The following is a 19,362-nucleotide window of genomic DNA, read 5'->3' as shown; positions in this document are numbered from 1 at the left end:
GTGAGATTGCGACGTTTGAGAGCCGGACGCAAGAAAGCTACGGCAGCGCTCGAACGCCAGCCGTCGCGCATCGATAGCTGGTAGGCGCCTACGCCATAATCGCTTTGTCCGTTGAAGTCTGGATTGAAAGGAAAGCCGGCCTGCTGCGCCGCGTCCAGCCAGGCCTTGCAACAGGGGTGGTCGTTCTTCAGGTTCGAGACGCCGAGTTCACCAGAGGCGCCGTGATAGGTGTCCTCCCCATTCTCATAATTCTCGGAACGCTTGAAGTAAGGGAGCACGCTCTGGTAGTCCCACCCGGTCGCGCCCATACGAGCCCAATCGTCGTAGTCGGCGTGCTGACCGCGAATGTAGATCAGCCCGTTGATAGAACTGGACCCGCCAATCACGCGCCCACGAGGCCACATGATGCGACGCTGCGCGGTCCCTTCGCACGGTTCGGTCTCAAACAGACGCGAAAATCGGTCATCGTAGATGGTCTTGAAATAGCCGACTGGCAAGTGCAGCCAGAAATTCCGATCCTGTCCGCCGGCCTCGATCAGCAAAACACGGACGGATGAGTCGGCGGAGAGTCGGTTGGCGAGCACGCAGCCGGCGGAGCCTGCACCTACGATGATGTAATCGTAAACGGGTGCGGATGCACCCAAAACGGGTTTCATGCCTTCTTCACCTCGAGATAGAGTTTGGGATCAAAATATTGCGACGCTGGGACCGGGTTCTGGATCTTCGCAAAGTGTGTGAAGAAGTCGGTGACCTGCTGCAGCCATTTGGTGACGGTACCATCGGCATAAAACTTCACCCATTGCTCCGACGAGAACATCTTTTGCGCTTTATATTGCGTCTTCAGGTCTTTGAGCGGCACGTCCGGGTAATGAGCTTTTTGCAGGGCGGCCAGTGTCTCATCAGGGTGGGCAACGAGATTGTCGTTGGCTGGGATCCAAGTGCGGATGATTCGTTTCAGGATGTCTGGGTGTTTCTCAAAAAAGTCATTTCGTGCAGCCCACCCGTCAACAATGGCAGCTTCGGGGTAGTACGCAGACGCGTCGCCCAGCATCTTTGAACCGGGCGACTTCTGTTCCACCGGAATATTGAACGGTACCCATAGAGCGACGGCTGGGACCGCTTTTGAGATGAAAGCGGTGACAGCATCGGGCATGCGTTGGTTAATGACCTGAACATCCTTCTCCGGGTCGATGTGATGTGCCCGAAGTGCCGTGTCAAGGAATACGTGGGCGGTCGTGCCCGTGGTTGTGGAAATCTTCTTACCTTTCAGGTCTTCCCACGTGTGGATTCCCATATCGGGGTGTACCCACAGCTGCGCGGTTGCGTACTCAATATCATTGATGAGGAAAACCTTACCCTGGCCACGAGCCGGGAAGTTTGACATCACCGCACCTGTGCTCAACACATCGATGCTTCCACCGCTCATCGCTTGAAAAAGATCCAGACCGGTCTGAAACTGAATGAATTTCGGGGACAAACCGTTCTTTTTCCAAAGGCCCCGTAAGTCGGCGGTCCACATTTGTCCATCGACGGCAAGCGTATGCAGGTACCCCACTTTAATTTCATCGGTAGCGGCGAAGGCGATCGAGGGCATGGCCACCGTGGCAGCACCGGCGAGTGAGAGTTGTAGGAACGAGCGACGTTTCATGGTTGATGTCTCCTGTTATCGGATAGTGACTACATTAGGCGGTGCCTGGGGGCGATGATTGCGCCTCTTGAGCGGCGTATTCGCGCATGACCATCTGGTGAATGTGCGAACGGAGGGCACCGAATTCTTCTGTCTCTTGCAGATCGTGATGCCGTGGATACGGAAACGGAATCTCGACGACTTCCCTGATGCGAGCCGGGCGTGCGGAAATGACGAACACCTTATTGGATAAGTACACGGCCTCTTCCACTGAGTGCGTGATGAGAAGCACTGTCTTGCCTTCAGCGTAAAGAACATCCAGAAGGAGATCATGCATGGCACTGCGTGTCTGCGCGTCCAGCGCCCCGAACGGTTCGTCCATCAGTACGAATTCGGGATGCACTGCGTAGGTGCGCGCCAGCGCCAAGCGCTGCCGCATACCACCCGACAGCTGCTTCGGATAGGCTTTGCGAAACGCTTCCAGACGCATCAGCTTCAGGTAGGTGTCAACGATTTCTTTTTTCTGTTGGGAATCTCGGCCACGGTTGGCCTTCAGATTCAGCCCGAACGCGATATTTTGCTCGACGGTCAGCCACGGAAAGACACCGTATTCCTGAAACATGACGCCCCGGTCCGGACCAGGCCCAACGATTGGATGGCCATCAAGCGTTACCGAGCCACTGGCCGGGTTGATGAATCCCGCAGCGATGCTCAGCAGGGTTGTCTTTCCGCAGCCCGAGGGACCAACCAGCGAGACGAAATCACCTTGATTGATCGAGAACGATACGTCGTGTACGACTTCCAGTGGCCCTGAGGCTGTCTGGAACTCCATCGATACGTTTTCGAAGCGTATGCGTTCGCGGTCTTGGTTGGTTATTTCCATATTCACCTGATTCAACGCGTAATTTTTTCTTGCCAGCCAGCCAAGTGGTCGGAGATGCGGCGCAGAATGACATCCATCAGTAGAGCGATCGCTCCGATACAGATGATCCCAAGATAGATGGTGCGCAAATCGAAAAACGAGGAGGCGTTCTGAATCATTGCGCCCAGCCCTTGTTGCGCAGCAACGAGCTCGGCGGCGACCAACGTGGCCCAACCAACACCCAGTGCGACCCGCATGGCTGTCAACATGTGCGGGACGGACATCGGGACCACAATCTTCAGGAAGATTTCCATGTCGGTGGCCCCGAGAGTGCGGGCGACGCGCACATATACTGGGCTGATCTGCGTCATGCCCTCGTACATGACAATGACGGCCGAGAAGAAAGACGCATAAAACAGGATCAGCACCTTTGCCATCTCGCCGATCCCGAAATAGACGATGGCGAGCGGAATCAGCGCGATGGGGGGCAATGCTCTAAAGAAATTGATGAGCGGATCCACGAATCGCCGCACCGGCCGATACCAGCCGATGAGGAATCCCACCGGGACGGCGACGATCATGCCCAGCACGAGCCCGAGCAACACGCGTTGCGTTGACATCGCCATATCGACGATCAGCCCGGCCTGTGTGAGTCTGTACCAAAAGGTCTGTAGGACCTGAAGCGGGGAGGGCAGCAATTCGGGATTCATGAGACCCGAGGCGCGAAATAGCTCCCAGACGATGATTAGGCAGACAAAGGGTAATGTGGGCCTCAGGGTGCGTTCGACAATCGACTTGTGCGCTGTTGTCCTGGACTTCATTCTTGTTCCTTGTTTCTATGCTTGCCAATAATCATGGTTTGGCCTCGCGATGACTTGCGCCTAGCAGGTCTGTTTCGATCTGTATGGTTTGAGTTGGGTAAATGATGTGCGCGTAATAGAAAATCTCGCCTGAGTCGTCTACGAACGTTCGACACACTTCGGCCACCGGTTCACCCACGCCGATGTGCAAATAGGCTGCCGTTTCCTCTTGAGCCACTCCGATGCGCATGATCTGTTTTGCCCCCACAATCCGCACATCTGGCCGCTTCGCGAGAACCGCCACCGCTGGCGAGCCAATGAACCCCTGCGGGTCGGACTCGAACAACGATTTGCTGAGATAAAGATCGATCAGACAATATGGTTGCTGATCGTGATAGTGCACTCGTCTGAGGTACCGATAGGCATCACCGAGCGTGCCGAATGCAAACGCGGGAGCTGGCGGCTTGTCAGATGCGCCGACCTGCAGCAATTCCACTTTCAGCCCCGAGACCGTTTCGATCAGCTCATCGAGCGTGTTGGGAAGCTTGTACCAACGCTCCTCTGAGAGGTCACGGGTGACGAACGTGCCCCGCCCGCGTTCGCGCCGAACAATGCCGGACTCTTCAAGATAGTCGAGTGCGCCTCGCAGGGTTATGCGAGAGACCCTGTACAGCTCCTCAAGTTGCACCAGTGTCGGGATCTGATCACCCAAGCGCCATTCTTGGCGCTCGATCTTCTGGCGCATCAGTTTCGCCGTCTGAACGTATAGAGGAATGCGGCTTTGTTGCGTGCGTTCTGGACTATTGGTCATATGTGTATGGTAATAAGCACAATATGACTTTGCAATAGGTTATTTTCCTATTGCTGAACTTTGACTGATCAACGAGTGTCGCCCAGCAGAGCCGTGTGAGAGTACGACGCTGTCTGCTGCGCAGCTACGGCCAGCACGTAGTGGTCAAGCCCACCATGGGCAAGACGCAGACCATTCAGATCGTGGACGGTGTGCTCTACGGGGCGTCGGATCCGCGCAATCCAGACGGGGCGACGCTCGGGTATTGAGAGCGGACCCGCCGGATTCGCGGATTGCCGTTGTCCCCGAGCGCCCTCCCGCTGCCCCGCGATTTCGTCAAGCACTGCGCAGGGCTGGGCGGCGAAATTCATACAGGATCAGCAAGGCGGCAATGACGAGCATCACCATGTTCAGCACCGTCTCGGGATAGATGAGCAGCAGCCCCGAAATCCCAAACGCCCAGCGCTTGGCCGGTCGGAGGTGCTGGCGCAGGAAGCCGACCTCGCAGGCCGCCAGCATCACGATCCCTACGATCGTGAATAGGAAGCGCGAGGCAATCAACGCGATGGCCTCTCCGGTGTCGACGGTCTGGAGCACCGGCACGATGAGCAGTGCCATGCCCGAGATGGAAATCAGGAACGCGAAACCGAACAGGTATTTTGGCAGGGCCACCATGGCGGCGTAGACGCAGGTTTTGATTGGATCGGTCTGGAACACAGAGGCGGCCGCATAGGCCGACAGGCCCACGGGCGGCGTGATGTCCGCCAGCACGGCGTAATAGAAGAGGAACATGTGGGTTGCCAGCAGCGCGGCGCCCTGCGGCACACCATGCGCGATGATGAGCTGCTGGATCGCCGGGGCGACCAGAGCGGAGGTCAGCACATAGGTGGCGATGGGAGGAATTCCCATCCCCAGTATCAGACTGAACAGTGCGCCCAGCACCGTCGCCACCACCAGGGAATTGCCGGAGATCGCGAGCAGTACTTCGGATACCTTGGGGGCGATGCCGGTCAGAACCATCATCGTCATGATGACGTTGGCCGCCACCACCGCTGCTCCAATGGGGATGAGGTGCTCGAATCCTTCGGCCAGGCCGTCCCACAGCTTGCGCAGCGGCGGACGGACTTTGGGGTCGGCGAATCCGAAGACGATGAAGGTGAAGATTGCGAGCGTCACCGCCAGATTGACGGTATAGCCGCGGAAGATCATGAAGATGATCAGCACGACCGGCAGAAAGACGTAGCTGTAGCGCTGCAGGTAGCCGGGATGGACTTCGTCGGAGGGTGCGATCGTCGGCAGTTCCGCGCTGCGCACGTAGAGCTCGTTGTACGTCCAGACTGCCAGCAGCACCAGCACCAGTGGCCCGAGCGCCATGATCATGATGTCGGTGTACGGAATTCCCAGCAGCTCCACCATCACAAAGGCGATGGATCCCAATACCGGTGGGGTGATGTAGCCTAGCGTGCCGACTGTGGCGGAGATGCCGGCCGCGATCAGCGGCCGATAGCCCGCCCGTTCGAAGAGCGGCCTGTTCAGCGTCGAGACAAACAGCGTATCGGCTGCGCCAGAACCCGAAAACAGGCCCATCATGATCGCCATCACCGATGTGGCACGTCCGGGAGCCGCCGGGCTGCCGCCTACCAGGCGGAATGCGATGTTGGCGATGACCCGGCCGTACCCCATCGCCGAAATGATGGCTCCCATGATGGTGAAGTACACGAGGTATTTGAGTGAAACCCCCGTGATGATGCCGAACAGCCCGGCTTCGGTTTCCGCGTAAAGCTTGCCCAGCAGCATGTCAAGCGGGAAGCCCGGGCTTTTGAAAGAGCCCGGGATTTCGTAGCCGAAGAGGTTGTAGAGCAGAAAAATCAGGACGATGCTCGGCAGCACGGGTCCCAGCAGCCGCTGAACGATGCCCAGTACCAGGAACACGAGTCCGAAGGACATCGCCAGATCCCAGGGCGTGGCCAGCATGGCCCGGTTGACCAGTTCAGTGAAATCGATCAGGAGATAGAGAAATGGCGCCACGCTGAGCGCGGCGGCCAACAGGTTGAAGGGTTTGGACAATCGGGGAAAGACGGCTGGAAGCACCGCTACGGCCCAGTACAGCGTACCTACGAGCGTCGGCGCGAGGGGCAGCTCCAGCGTCCAGAAGGACCAGAGCGGGACGGCGCAGAGCAGCACATAGGCCCAGAGCCCGGCGCCCACCTTCCCGGACCCGTGCGGTGCTGGTTTCACGACCGACAGCAGCGAGCCCGCGAAAACGATGAGGAACACATGCGTAGCGCGCTGCACCTGAGTCAGGTCCAGAATTGAGATATGGAATACCGACCAAGGCGTGAACGGGTGGATGACCAGGTACAGGTGATAGAGCGAGGCCGCTATCAGTACGCCGAACGTGAACCGTTTGAGGAATGTCATCATGGGAGCTGTGGTGGCCATAGAATCTTGAATTCCAGACAGCCGTCCGCCACCTGGAAGTGGCGGGGGCCGAGTTGCACGGTGATGCCGACCATCGAGCAATACTGGAGCGTATCGGTGCGTTGCCCCATCAGACGGCTGTCGATGTCGTAGACGCCGCTCGTGTAGTAATGCTCGGTCTTTTCGTCCGTGGTCATGCTGAAACGATCAAAGCCCGTGACCAGGCCGAAATCGATCCGCACCGGCACATGGGTGACGGAGTTGATGAAGCGGGCGCTGCCGTGTTGCCAGGCCCAGAGCCATATCGTGCTGTCCACGCCGTCGCCGTGCACCGCGACCGGCCTGGACAGGGCGGCCGCGGTCAGCACGAGTGCGGCGGCAAACAGCCACCGTAGCCGGTGAACCATCGTCGGCTACTTGATTGCGCCGATTTCCTTGAAGTAGCGCAAGGCGCCAGCGTGGAACGGTATGGCGGAGTGCTGGATGAACCGCACATTGTTCGCGACCGTAGTGTCCTTTGCGGCTGCGATGGACTTGCTGAGCCCGTCCGTGTGCTCGAACACCGCTTTCGTGATCGCGTAGGCGTCGTCGTCCGGCATGGACGCCGGGCACACGAACTGGTTCCAGAAGCCGAACGTGGCAACATCACCTGCGGTACCGTAGACCTTGGCCGGGATGGTGACTGGATTGCCCAGGCCCGGGAACTCCTTGTCGAAGGCCTGGATCACCTTGCCCTGCGGATCCAGCGACAGCAGAGCTATTTTCTTGCCCTTGCGTTCCAGCGTGGTCGAGAGCTCGCTGATGGAGCCCGTGGGGATGCCACCCCACCAGAAATAGGCGTCCAGTGTGCCGTTGGACAGCTCATCGGCCGATTCGCCCGCGCCAAGCCGTGCCCACTTCGCGAACGAGTTTTTGTCCACCCCCGCGACCTTCAGCAGACCAAGCGACGAGTACTCGGTGCCGGAGCTGGGGGCCCCTGTGGAAACGCGTTTGCCGACCAGGTCGCTGAGTTGGGTGATCCCCGAATCTGCCGTCGTGACGATCTGCAGCACATTTGGGTACATCACGAACAGAATTCGGATGGGTGCCGGTTTCCCGACGAATTTTTCGTGCGTGCCGTTGTAGGCGACCAGCGCCGTGTCGGGTAGGGACAGCCCGCAGTAGTACATGCCGCGCTTGGCGTTGGTTTTGTCGCGCAGGAGCAGGTTGTTGTCCACCGAGGCCGCCGTCTGGATGGCCGTGGCGTTCAGCTTCGTGTGGGTGCTGATGATCTGCGCTACCTGGGTGCCGTAATAGAAGTAAACGCCTCCGGTACCGCCCGTACCGATGACGACCTGGTCCGCGAACGCGGTACCGGATCCGAGCGCTGCAATCAGTAGTGCGCCGACCCAAAGCCTCAGTTTGTTCACTATATGCCTCCGCAATTTATTCTGGCTGGGAACTTATTATGTAAATCACCCCGGAACGTGGAGATCGCAAAGCCACGCGATACACGATGCCGGCGCCAGCTTGAGCGGTTCTGTCTGGAATGCTGCGAACCAGCGGACGCGGACACTTCGGAGATTGCTCCGATTGTCATGCAACCTGCCACGGGTGGCAATCAGGGATCTTGCTAGTCCGGCCATCTGCGTTTGTCTTGTCGAAGCACGCACAAGATCTGAATCTTCAACGCGCCTCCCCCACCTCACCGCTTGCAAGCGGTTCGGATTCGTCAGGCGCATGTCAGCCCGCAGGAGCTGCCATGTGTCCTGCCTCATCCTTGAGTTTCCGCCGCAGGACCTTGCCGATGTTGCTGCGCGGCAAATCCTCGCGAAATTCCACATACTTGGGCACCTTGTAGCCGGTGAGCAGGGTGCGGCAATGCGCGATGACCTGGGCCTCGGTCAGGCTGGGATCCTTGCGGATCACGAACAGCTTGACGGCTTCCCCCGAGTGTTCGTCGGGCACGCCGATGGCGGCAGCTTCGCGGATACCGGGGTGTTCCAGGGCGGCGGCCTCGACCTCGTTGGGGTAGACGTTGAAGCCCGACACCAGAATCATGTCTTTCTTGCGGTCCCGGATGAACACATAGCCTTGTTCGTTCATGGTGCCGATGTCGCCGGTCAGCAACCAGCCGTCCGCATCGAAGGTCTTGGCCGTCTCGTCGGGGTGGTTCCAGTAGCCCTTCATGACCTGCGGTCCCTTGACGCAGATTTCGCCCGACTCCCCGAGCGGCAGCGTGCGCCCCTGGTCCCGGATGGCGACGTCGGTGGAGGGCACGGGAAGGCCGATGGAACCATTGAAGGCGACGTGATCCAGCGGGTTGATAGTGACGGCCGGGGAAGTCTCGGTCAGACCGTATGCCTGGGCAATGGGCACGCCTGTGAGTTCCAGCCAGTGCCGCGCCACCGCGTCCTGAACGGCCGCGCCGCCGCCCAGCGCGATGCGCAGATGGCTGAAGTCCAGGCGGGCGAACTCGGCGTTGTTCAGTAATGCGTTGAATAGCGTGTTCACGCCCGTGAGTGCCGTGAACGGGACGCGACCCAGGCTCTTCACGAAGCCCGGGATGTCGCGGGGATCGGCGATGAGCAGGTTGCGGGCGCCCAGCATGGTGAAGGTCAGGCAGTTCGCCGTCAGTGCGAAGATGTGGTAGAGGGGGAGGGCCGTCACGATGCATTCCTGTTCGCCCTGGCAGAAGGGTTGCACCCAGGCGTGGGCCTGGCAGACGTTCGAGACCATATTGCCGTGTGTCAGCATCGCGCCTTTGGCCACGCCCGTCGTGCCCCCCGTGTATTGGAGGGCGGCGAGATCCTGGTGCGTGAGTGCTGGCGGCTGAAAGCGCGATCGGGCGCCCGCCTTGAGAACGTCGCGCAGCCTGTGGGCGTTCGGGAGGCGCCAGGCCGGGACTTTCCGGCGGACGCGCCGCACCACGAAGTCGGTGAGCAGGCCCCTGGGAAATCCCAGTAGTTCACCGATCGAGGTGACGACGACGCGCTGGACAGCGGTGCCCGGCATCGCTTCCTGCAGGGTGTGTGCGAAGTTTTCGGCTACAACGACCGTGGTGGCGCCAGAATCCGCCAGCTGATGGTTGAGTTCACGCGCCGTATAGAGCGGGTTGGTGTTCACCACTACGGCTCCGGCGGCCAGTGTGCCGAACAGGCAGACGGGGTATTGCAGCAGGTTGGGCAGCATGACCGCCACGCGGTCACCTTTGCCGACCCCTTGTGTCTGGAGCCACGCGGCAAAAGCGTGCGCCCTTTCCCGCAGTCCGGCATAGGTCAGCGAGACGCCCATGCTGATGTAGGCCACGTTGTTCGCGTGTGCCCGGCAGCTTTGTTCGAACAGATCCGCCAAGGAGTCATAGGTGGCGGCCTGGTCGACGATGTCCGCCGGTACGCCTTTGGGGTAGTGCGCCAGCCAGATGCGATCCATGATGGGACTCCTTATGACAGTGCGGCTGCCTGAGGGATGGCCGGGCCGTGTGCCTGGATGCTCATGAACGGGGAGCTGTCTCGGTGCTGGAGGGCCCCTGGAAGTCGGGTGCGAAGTCGTCCACGGCGATCACCCGGTTGCGCAGCGTGTTGCGGGCCTGGATGCGGCCGTATTCGTCGTCCGTCAGGCCGCCGGCCGCGTGGATGGCATCGGCCATGTCGCGTACGTTGGCGCGTGGATCGCCTGCCGGTATTCGGCCCGCCTTCTCGAATTCGCGCATCCGGGTGTCCAGTGTCTGGGTATCCAGCGTTGCCTGGAACGCAGCCTCGATGACGGCGATGGGTTCGTCCGGCGCAGCGGGAATGTAGGCTGCCCGAGTCAGGCGGTCGCGGGCGCCACCCGGCTGGCAGAGGGTGTCCGCCACGGCGGCGGAGAGCCTGTCCGACGGCGCCGGGAACGTGCGGCCCCAGGGAAACAGCATCACCCGCAGCGTGCCGGCCATGAACCGGTTGGGGAAGTTGGCCAGCACGCCGGTGAAGGCGTCCTGCGCCCGGCAGAAGGCGTCCTGGATGGCCCAATGCGCCAGCGGGGCGTCCGCCGCCTGGCGACCCTCGTCCTCGTAGCGCTTGAGCGTGGCGGAAATCAGATAGAGCTGCGACAGGATGTCGCCCAGGCGCGCGGAAATCGATTCGCGGCGCTTGAGCGAGCTGCCCAGCATCAGCATGGACACGTCCGCCAGGGTGGCGAAGGCCGCCGAGAAGCGTGTGAGCTGCCGGTAGTAGCGGGACATCCCGGGGGCGACGTCGGTGTCGGGCCGGGCGAAGATCGCGCCCGTCCAGCCATGCAGCTTCGCGCGCATTGCGTTGCCGACGGTATGGCGCATGTGGCCCCAGAATGCCCGGTCGAAGTCCCGCAGGCCCTGGTCGGGATCGTCGGCCTGTGCGGCCTGCATTTCGGCCAGTACATACGGATGGCAGCGGATTGCGCCCTGGCCGAAGATGATGAGGCTGCGGGTCAGGATATTGGCGCCCTCTACCGTGATTCCGACCGGAATCTGCTGGTAGGCGCGTCCCAGGAAATTCTGTGGCCCCAGGATGATGCCCTTGCCACCGATGATGTCCATCCCGTCATTGACCACCAGGCGGCCGCGTTCGGTGACGTGGTATTTGACGATGGCTGAGACCACGGCGGGCTTTTCGCCCAAGTCCACCGCGCCGGCGGTCATGGTGCGTGCCGCGTCCATCAGGTAGGTGTTCGCTGCGATGCGCGCCAGTGGCTCGATGATGCCTTCGAACTTGTGGATGCGCGTGCGGAACTGATCGCGGACCACGCTGTAGGCCCCTACCGCGCGTGCCGTGAGTTGCGCCATCCCGACGTACGACGACGGTAGCGAAATCGAGCGGCCGGCGGCCAGGCATTCCATCAGCATGCGCCAGCCCTGGCCGGCGCGTTCAGGGCCGCCGATGATGAAGTCCAGCGGCATGAAGACATCTCGTCCGTGCGTGGGTCCATTCATGAACATGGCGTCCAGCGGGAAATGGCGTCGGCCGATCTCCACGCCCGGGTGGTCCGATGGCACCAGGGCGCAGGTGATGCCGATGTCCGGCGTGTCGCCCAGCAGGCCGTCCGGGTCATACAGGCGAAATGCCAGCCCCAGCACGGTACACACCGGCCCTAGCGTGATGTAGCGCTTGTCCCAAGTGACGCGCATGCCCAGCACCTCTTCGCCCAACCAACTACCCTTGCAGACGATCCCGTGATCGGGGATCGCCGCGGCGTCCGAGCCGGCCCATGGACTGGTGAGCGCGAAGGCGGGGATGTCTTCTCCGCTTGCCAGGCGTGGCAGGTAGTGGTCTTTCTGGGCATCGGTGCCGTAGTGCAGCAGCAGCTCCGCCGGCCCCAGCGAGTTGGGCACCATCACGGTGGCCGACAAGGCCGAATTCCGCGACGCCAGCTTGGTGACCACCGCCGAATGCGCGATGGCCGAGAATCCCAGCCCGCCATATTCCTTCGGGATGATCATGCCGAAGAAGCGGTGGGTCCGGATGTACTCCCAGGCATCGCGCGGCAAATCCAGGTCCTGACGTGACACAGTCCAGTCGTGCACCATGGCGCACAATGTTTCGACCTCATGATCCAGAAAGGCCTGCTCGTCTTCGGTCAGCCTCGGCACCGGGATGGCGTGCAGGGCGCGTGCGCTGGGGCGGCCCCCGAAGAGCGCGCCGTCCCACCAGACGGTGCCGGCCTCCAGCGCCTCGCGCTCGGTGTCGGACATGCGCGGCAGGATGCGGCGGAAGACCTGGTAGAGCGGGCTGCTGAGCCAGCGCAGCCGCAGGTCGCTGCGCGACAGCACGAAGGCCGCCGCCAGGATGATCAAGACAACCAGGAAAATCAGAATCGTCATGGAGGACTCCCGGCGAGCGGACACTCGGTACCGTCAAGGATAACGCCCAGTGGTATTTTCTTGGGAAAAGGCGTCACAGAGGATACACTTTGCGCTTGTCTACCGTCGCACAATGAACAAGAGGGTCCGGATGGCTTCCATACGTCAATTGCTGGTGATCTCGTCGTTGGTGATCGCCTGCATTCTCGTCGGGATGCTGGCCGCCGGGACAGGGCTGATGGAGCGCAAGCTCGATGCCCAGGGGCAGGTGGACAGCGAGAACACGGTCGCCACGCTCGCATTGCTGGTCAGCGCCCAGCCCGATCCCCGGGACCGACAGCGGGTGCTCGACTCGTCCTTTCAGCAAGGGCGTTTCGCCCGGCTGACGCTTGCTTTGCCCGATGGCGCGGCGGTTTTCGATGCGCGGCGTATGAATCTGCACACGGGCGATGCGCCCAACTGGTTTGGCGTGCTGGCGGGCGTCACCCCCCATGTCGCCTCGCGTGACATTCCGGGCATGGGGCGGCTGTCGCTGGTGCTGGACCCGGTACCGGCGCGTGACGCACTCTGGGCACATGTGCTGCAGTGGACCTGGCTGGCGCTGGGCATTGCGGCATTCTGGGCGCTGTTCGTGGCGGCGCTGTTGTCCCGGCTGCGCCGGGCGCTGGCGGACCTGGCGGCCGACGCGGCGCCTGAAATCAAGATCAAGCCCCAGTCGGATGACGAATCCGCCGAGCTGCTGGCGGAAGTCCCGGAACCTGTTCCCCCGACTGTCGATGAGCAGATGGCGCGCATCGAGATGCTGGAGATCGAACTCAATCGCGATCCGGTCACCGGCCTGGCCAACCGCGCGTATTTTTTCAACGAGCTCAAGCGCAGGCTGCGTGACGATTCGCGCCAGGGCGCCGTCAGCGGCTATGTGCTGCTGGTGCGCCAGCGCGACATGGCGCGGCTGCAGAACCAGACTGAGCGGGCCGATCTGGATGACTGGTTGCGTCTGTTGGGGCGGCGTCTGACAGAGGTTCTACAGGATTATCCGGCGGCGCACGCCGTGCCGGCACGCCTGAACGGTGCCGATTTCGTGGTGTTGTTTCCGGTCGGCGGTGGTCCCGAGGTCATGCGCCCCATCCAGCGGCTACGCGAGGTCCTGGAGACGCTGCGGATCAAGCTCGACAGCCACAATCTATCGCGCTGGGCCTTCGCCCTCACCGATTACACCGTCCAGTGCACCCCCAAGGAAGTCCTGACGCGGCTGGATCAAGCGCTGATGTTCGCGGAAAGCGCCGGTCATTCCGAGGTCGAATTCCTCTCGCATGCCGATCACGAGGACAGTGACCTGCGGATGGGCGAGGCCTCGTGGCGGGCGCTCATCACGCAAGCGCTGGAGCACGACCGGCTGGCGTTGGACGTGCAGCAGGTTCAGTACGAAGGCGACGACATCCAGGCCCGCTACGAGGCCGCCCTGTCCCTCCAGGAAGACGAGCCGGGGCAGCCGCCGCTCCCTGGTCATCTGTTCATGCCGGCGGCCACGCGCCTTGGTCTCTCGTCAGCCTGTGACGTGCGGGCGTTGTGCCTGGCCTTGGGCTGGCTGGGAGAACACCCGGAGGCGCTGCTGGTTGTCCGCATGTCGGTATCGTCGCTGCTGGATACGCAGTTTCTGGATGAAGTCCGCCAGGTCTGCGAACGGGCCGATCCGGAGCTCGTGGGCCACATCGTGGTGGAATTGGATGCCTACGGCCTGTGTCGCCACCTGGAGGTGTTCCGCGAATTCGCACAGGGCGTGATTGCCGCCGGCCTGCATATTGGACTACGCGGACTGGATCAGCAGACCGACGCGCTGCGCCAGCTTCATGAGGTCGATTTCGCCTATGTGAAGCTGGGCGGGACCTTCATGCACGATCTGTTGTCCAGCCCGGGCGGGGTCCAGATGATGGTGGCCATCACGGAAACCGCCATCGGCATGGGGATGCGCGTCTATGTGGACGATGCCGACGACGAGGCGACGCGTCGCATGGTCATGGAATACGGGGCGTTGCCCAGAGTCGCCAGCCGCAGCGCTCCCAGAGGCAGCCGCGCGGCCTAGCAGTCGCTTCGTACCAACGGGGCGCGGCCAGTGATTGCGCCTGCCGGATGTAGGCCGATATACTCACGAGTCTTGGATAAAGACACGGAATTCAGTGTCGCCATTGAAAACAGTCAAGGAGACAGGGATGGACAAGGTTGGGGCAAAGACGTTGTTGAAGGCGAGTGCACTGTGCCTGTCGTTGGGGATGGCACTGATGCCGCTGGGCTCTCAAGCCAAAGAGGTCGTGAAGATCGCGTTCATTGGGCCGTTGACCGGTGGCTCGGCAGCCATTGGCCTGGGGGGTCGGAATTCGGCGGACCTCGCCGTGCGTCAGCACAATGCGGACCCCAAGGCCAAGTACACCTACCAGCTGGTGGTGCAGGATGATGAGTGCCGGCCCAATATAGGGGTCCAGGTAGCCACCAAGATGGGGGCTGACAGAAGCATCATCGGTGGCATCACGCACTACTGCTCCGCCGTGGCCAGCGCGACGGTGGGTGTCTATCACCGATTCCACATGCCGGCCATCGTGTGGGGCGCGGTTCTGCCCGAAGTCACCTATGGCCACGACTATCAGGAAGTGTTCCGTGTCAACGGTACGATGATCAACCAGAATGAGGTGGCGGTGAAGTTCATGCACGACCTGGGCTACCGCACCTGGGGTGTGATTCACGACACGACCGATTACGGGAAGGGCCACAACGAGTACTTCAATCGCTATCTGAAGCAATTCGGTGGTAAGGTTCTGGCCAATTTCGGCGTGACCGTCGATCAGCAGGATTTCACGACAGAGCTCACCAAGATCAAGGAGGCGCACCCCCAGGTACTGTTCTTCGGGGGGCTGACGCCGCTGGGCGTGCGTATTCGCACCCAGATGGAGAAGCTGGGGGTTCCCGCGGTCTTCCAGGGGACCTCAGGCATCAAGTCCGACGCCTACATAGAGGGCGTTGGACCCAAGGTGGCAGAAGGTTCGCTCGCGTTCCTGGAAGGGGCACCGCTTGAAAAGCTGCCCGGCGGCGCGCAATTCGTCCAGGCCTATGACAAGCAAGGCTACGGTGAACGGCCCGAGGCCTATGGTCCGTTCGCATTCGTTGCCGCCAACCTGCTCATGGACGCCATCGACAAGGTGGGCCCTGATCGCAAGAAAGTCACCCAGGAACTGCATAAAACCAAAGACGCCGACACCATTATCGGCAAGGTGACGTTCGACGACCACGGGCAGAATGTCGTGCCGCTGATCACCAAATACGTGGTCGACAATGGAAAGTGGGCGGTCTGGGAAGACAGCGCCTACGGCAAGGGCACCAAGAAGCTGCCCGGTCTCTGACATCCGGCGCGCCCCGGAGGTTTGGGGCGCGGCGCACGTATTCCTGTAATCCTACAGGCCCAGCCGGTTAGGGAGCATCATGGCTGTTCTTGCGCAGTACGTTTTCAATGGCCTCATGCTCGGCATGATCTATGCCATGGTGGCAGTCGGCTTCACGCTGTTTTTCGGCGTGCTCGACGTCATCAATTTTTCGCACGGCGATGTGCTGGTCGTGGGCGCTTTTGCAGGCCTGGCGGCGTCGTTCGGCGTGCTGGCGCTGGGATTCAGCTCACCTTGGCTGCAGTTGCTGGCAGTCTTGGTGTGCGCGGTGAGCATCACGGCACTCTTGGGTGCCGCCGTTGCCAAATATTTGGTGCTGCCGCTGCGCAAGGCGGATCCAATGAACACGCTGTTGGTCACGCTGATGTTGGGCACGGTGCTGCGCGAGGCGGTCCGCCTGTTCTATCCTGACGGCTCCAATCCCAAGCGCTTCCCCGCGTTGCTCCCGACCGGATCGGTGAATCTCGGAGGCTTCAACCTGCGCATCGACAGCGTCATTCTCCTGCTGTTTGGCTTGGCGTCCATCGTGTGCGTGCATTTGCTCATTACCCGTTCGCGCCTGGGCCGCGCCATCCGCGCCGTGGCGCAAGACAGTGAAACGGCGCGTCTCATGGGCATCAATTTCGAAGCGGTGGTGCTGGTCACCTTCGCGCTGGGTTCGGGTCTGGCCGCGCTTGCCGGCGTCATGAACGGCCTGTACTACAACGAGATCAATTTCAGCGTCGGGCTGATGCTGGGCGTCATCGGTTTTGCGGCCGCCATTCTGGGCGGGTTGGGCAGCATGTACGGTGCCGTCATCGGCGGGTTCATCTTCGCGGGCCTGCAGGTGTTCGGCAGTGTGGCGCTGCCCGCGTTGGTGCCCGGCATCGCCAGCGCTTACAAGGACGTGTTCGCCTTTGCCGTCGTCATCGTGCTCATGGCTTGGCGGCCCACAGGCCTGATCGCCGAAAAATTCAGTGAGAGGGTCTGACATGGCTCTCCCCAACTCCGTCTCCACCCGCGCCGCAGGTGTCCTGCTCGCGATCACCACCGCTGCGCTGGTCGCCTACCTTTGGGTATTCCTTCAAACCACCAACCAGGTCGGCGTGGCGGTGTTGCTGGTGGCTGCGGGCCTCGTGGTGGCAGCGGCCCACCGCACTGGATTTGCCGCGCGCCTCCGTCAGGCGGGTGACGCACATGCTGCACAGGCCAGGCTGTGGGCGCTGGCCGGGGCCGTCGTCCTGATTGCGGCCTTGTACGATGCCGATTTTCAACTGCTCATGGTGTGCACGGTGCTGCTGTTCGCCACGGTTTGTCTGGGGCTGAACATGCAATTCGGCTTCACCGGTATACCGAACTTCGCCGGTGCTGCCTTCTTCGGCATTGGCAGTTACACCGCCGCTGTGATGACAGCGCACACCAGCGTGCCCCACTGGCTCGTCATTGGGTTGGGTGGAGTGGTGGCCGCACTCGTGGGCGGGCTGCTCGTGCTGCCGGTGCTGCGCACGCGCAGCCATTACACGGCGCTGGTCACCATCGCATTTGGCATTCTCTTCAAGACATTCCTCGAGGTCAACGATACGCTGGGCGGACCCCAGGGCTTGAACGTTCCGGGCATGACGCTCTTTGGCTATCACTTCAACGATGGCTTCACCGTGTTCGGGACCGACGTCTCGTTTTATGCCAGCTATGCGCTGCTCGCGCTGGTGATCTGCGCCGTGTCTTACCTCGCCATCGACGTACTGCGGCGCTCGTGGATAGGGTTGAGCATGGACGTCGTGCGTACCGATGAAACCGCTGCCGCCACGTTCGGGCTGCATATCGCGCGCTGGAAGGCCTTGTCGTTCACCCTGGGGAACTTCATGGCCGGGGTGGCGGGTAGCGTCTACGCCATGGCGACGGCGTTCGTCGCACCGAACAACTTCGCGTTCTCCGACTCCCTGCTCATGGTGTCCATCGTCATTCTCGGGGGGCTTGGCAACAGCCTGGGCATACTGCCGGCCGCCGTCATCGTCCTGGTGCTGCCCGAGAAATTCCAATTCATGCAGGAATACCGCTTTCTTTTCTACGCCGCGTTGGTCATCGCCATTCTGTTATTCCGGCCCGATGGTCTCATCCCACGCGCCACGCGCCTGTTTTTCCGCCAGGTCGAGGCATGATGAACGACAACGGCGTACTCGTCCAGGCACACGATCTCACCATGCGCTTTGGCGGCCTGGTGGCGCTCGACCGTCTCGACATGCAGGTATTCAAAGGAGAGGTCCTCGGGCTGTTGGGGCCCAATGGGTCGGGCAAGACCACCTTCTTCAACGTCCTCACCGGCCTTTACCGCGCATCATCCGGACATGTGACGCTCGATGGCCAGGAAGTCGTCGGCAAATCGCCACAGGAAGTCTACCGGATGGGGGTGGCGCGCACCTTTCAACGCTCGCGGCTGTCGCTTTCCCTGACGGTGTTCGACAACATCGTCATCGGCGATTACCAGAACATGCACCGCGGAATTGTGTTCAATTTGCTGCGGCGGCGGGCTTTCCGGCAAGAGTATGAACGCTATGTCGAGAAGGTGCGTGCATTATTGAAGATTTTCAGTCCTGCGCTGCTGGACCATTTGTTCGAAGCCGTGGGGACGTTCACCATGATCGATCGACGGCGTATCGAGGTATGCCGGGCGCTGATCGGCGACCCGTCGCTGCTGTTGCTCGATGAGCCCTCGGCGGGTATGACGCATGACGAAACCGCTGAGCTCATGAGCGACATTCTCCAGGTACGTGAAAAGGTGACGGGCCTCACCGTGATCCTGATCGAACACGAGATGAATGTGATCGAGCGCATCACGGATCGGTGCGTGGTGCTGAACTTCGGGCAGAAAATATCGGAGGGCACCTACGCGCAGATCACCGCCGATCCTATCGTACAAACTGCGTATCTCGGCGGGGAGGATGATCAATGAGCGATTTGGTGGTTCGCGATCTCTGTACCCGCTACGACACGGTGGACGTACTGCATGACGTCTCGATCGACGTTGTGCAGGGGCGGATCACTTGCATCCTGGGTGCGAACGGGGCCGGCAAGACAACGTTGATCCGTTCCATTTTCGGTCTGACCCCGCCGCGCGCGGGCTCGCTGCTCTGGGGCGGCAGAGAGCTCTCAGGCATGAAAACGCACGACATCGTGGCGCAGGGCATTGCCTGCATTCCCGAGGGGCGCAAGGTCTTCCCCCGCATGACGGTGGCTGAGAACCTTGCGCTGGGTGGATTTCTGGAGAAGGATGAGCACATACTGCGCGAGCGCCTGGGGAAGGTATACGAGATTTTCCCCAGGCTCGCGGAACGCGCCACGCAGCTCGCAGGTACCATGTCCGGGGGTGAGCAGGCCATGGTGTCGATCGGACGCGGACTGATGGCGGAGCCCAAACTGCTGATCATCGACGAGCCGTCGCTCGGCCTTTCTCCTCTGTTCGTCAAAGAGAATTTCAACGTGATCAAGCATATCAACCAATTGGGCATCACCGTATTGCTTGTGGAACAGAACGCGCGGCAAACGCTGGCGATCTCGCATTACGGCTATGTGCTCACACAAGGGCGCGTCGTCGCGCATGGCACGGCGCAGACACTGGCCGAGAACGATGAAGTTCGTTCGGCCTATTTCGGATAGAACG

Annotated in this window: 17 protein-coding genes; 7 read left to right on the top strand and 10 right to left on the bottom strand. The window is 61.3% G+C overall.

Going from position 1 to position 19,362, the window contains the following annotated elements:
- The 5 genes from EPN31_RS15570 to EPN31_RS15550 form a co-directional block, all read right to left on the bottom strand.
- The coding region (locus tag EPN31_RS15570; protein WP_291775328.1) for a GMC family oxidoreductase at positions 1-656 on the bottom strand (656 nt) is incomplete at its 3' end.
- Positions 653-1,648: an ABC transporter substrate-binding protein gene (locus EPN31_RS15565; RefSeq protein ID WP_291775326.1), complete on the bottom strand. Its 996-nt coding sequence runs from the start codon at positions 1,646-1,648 to the stop codon at positions 653-655. The genes EPN31_RS15570 and EPN31_RS15565, both read right to left, overlap by 4 nt.
- 34 nt (positions 1,649-1,682) lie before the next feature.
- Positions 1,683-2,516, bottom strand: coding sequence for an ABC transporter ATP-binding protein (locus tag EPN31_RS15560; protein ID WP_291775337.1), 834 nt, complete (start codon positions 2,514-2,516; stop codon positions 1,683-1,685).
- A 5-nt stretch (positions 2,517-2,521) separates the two neighbouring features.
- Entirely contained in the window at positions 2,522-3,109 is a 588-nt protein-coding gene (locus tag EPN31_RS15555) for an ABC transporter permease (RefSeq protein WP_291775325.1), read from the bottom strand.
- A 232-nt stretch (positions 3,110-3,341) separates the two neighbouring features.
- On the bottom strand, positions 3,342-4,100 hold the full coding sequence (locus tag EPN31_RS15550; protein WP_291775322.1) for a GntR family transcriptional regulator: 759 nt from the start codon (positions 4,098-4,100) through the stop codon (positions 3,342-3,344).
- Positions 4,101-4,195: 95 nt separating this feature from the next.
- On the opposite strand from EPN31_RS15550, the gene EPN31_RS15545 reads away from it, so the two are divergent.
- Entirely contained in the window at positions 4,196-4,348 is a 153-nt protein-coding gene (locus EPN31_RS15545; protein WP_291775340.1) for a hypothetical protein, read from the top strand.
- A gap of 67 nt (positions 4,349-4,415) precedes the next feature.
- On the opposite strand, the gene EPN31_RS15540 is transcribed toward EPN31_RS15545, so the two are convergent.
- The 5 genes from EPN31_RS15540 to EPN31_RS15520 form a co-directional block, all read right to left on the bottom strand.
- Positions 4,416-6,521 (bottom strand): TRAP transporter fused permease subunit, encoded by a 2,106-nt coding sequence (locus tag EPN31_RS15540; protein WP_291775320.1) that lies wholly within the window; start codon positions 6,519-6,521, stop codon positions 4,416-4,418.
- On the bottom strand, positions 6,500-6,907 hold the full coding sequence (locus tag EPN31_RS15535) for a hypothetical protein (protein WP_291775317.1): 408 nt from the start codon (positions 6,905-6,907) through the stop codon (positions 6,500-6,502). The genes EPN31_RS15540 and EPN31_RS15535 overlap by 22 nt, the downstream gene beginning before the upstream one ends.
- Positions 6,908-6,913: 6 nt before the next feature.
- A complete protein-coding gene (locus EPN31_RS15530) occupies positions 6,914-7,909 on the bottom strand; it encodes a TAXI family TRAP transporter solute-binding subunit (protein ID WP_291775315.1) in 996 nt (331 codons plus the stop codon).
- Between the two features lie 313 nt (positions 7,910-8,222).
- Positions 8,223-9,911 carry an AMP-binding protein gene (locus tag EPN31_RS15525; RefSeq protein WP_291775312.1) on the bottom strand — a complete coding sequence of 563 codons (1,689 nt, stop codon included), beginning with the start codon at positions 9,909-9,911 and terminating at the stop codon, positions 8,223-8,225.
- Between the two features lie 61 nt (positions 9,912-9,972).
- Positions 9,973-12,315, bottom strand: a complete 2,343-nt coding sequence (locus tag EPN31_RS15520) for an acyl-CoA dehydrogenase (protein WP_291775309.1) — start codon at positions 12,313-12,315, stop codon at positions 9,973-9,975.
- Between the two features lie 130 nt (positions 12,316-12,445).
- Here EPN31_RS15520 and EPN31_RS15515 point away from each other — a divergent pair, with 130 nt between their 5' ends.
- The 6 genes from EPN31_RS15515 (at position 12,446) to EPN31_RS15490 (ending at position 19,358) form a co-directional block, all read left to right on the top strand.
- The gene (locus tag EPN31_RS15515) at positions 12,446-14,377 is read left to right on the top strand and encodes an EAL domain-containing protein (protein ID WP_291775306.1); all 1,932 of its coding nucleotides are present in this window, start codon (positions 12,446-12,448) and stop codon (positions 14,375-14,377) included.
- 127 nt (positions 14,378-14,504) lie between these two features.
- Positions 14,505-15,686 carry a branched-chain amino acid ABC transporter substrate-binding protein gene (locus EPN31_RS15510; RefSeq protein ID WP_291775303.1) on the top strand — a complete coding sequence of 394 codons (1,182 nt, stop codon included), beginning with the start codon at positions 14,505-14,507 and terminating at the stop codon, positions 15,684-15,686.
- A gap of 79 nt (positions 15,687-15,765) precedes the next feature.
- Entirely contained in the window at positions 15,766-16,695 is a 930-nt protein-coding gene (locus tag EPN31_RS15505) for a branched-chain amino acid ABC transporter permease (RefSeq protein ID WP_291775300.1), read from the top strand.
- Position 16,696: 1 nt separating this feature from the next.
- Entirely contained in the window at positions 16,697-17,863 is a 1,167-nt protein-coding gene (locus EPN31_RS15500; RefSeq protein WP_291775299.1) for a branched-chain amino acid ABC transporter permease, read from the top strand.
- The gene (locus EPN31_RS15495) at positions 17,863-18,654 is read left to right on the top strand and encodes an ABC transporter ATP-binding protein (RefSeq protein ID WP_291775334.1); all 792 of its coding nucleotides are present in this window, start codon (positions 17,863-17,865) and stop codon (positions 18,652-18,654) included. Before EPN31_RS15500 ends, EPN31_RS15495 begins: the two co-directional genes overlap by 1 nt.
- Positions 18,651-19,358 (top strand): ABC transporter ATP-binding protein, encoded by a 708-nt coding sequence (locus tag EPN31_RS15490; protein WP_291775297.1) that lies wholly within the window; start codon positions 18,651-18,653, stop codon positions 19,356-19,358. Before EPN31_RS15495 ends, EPN31_RS15490 begins: the two co-directional genes overlap by 4 nt.
- The last annotated feature ends 4 nt before the right edge of the window (positions 19,359-19,362 follow it).

The sequence above is a fragment of the Castellaniella sp. genome, assembly GCF_004321985.1.
Classification (GTDB): Bacteria; Pseudomonadota; Gammaproteobacteria; order Burkholderiales; family Burkholderiaceae_B; genus Castellaniella.
This window is presented reverse-complemented; position numbering and strand designations above follow the sequence as displayed.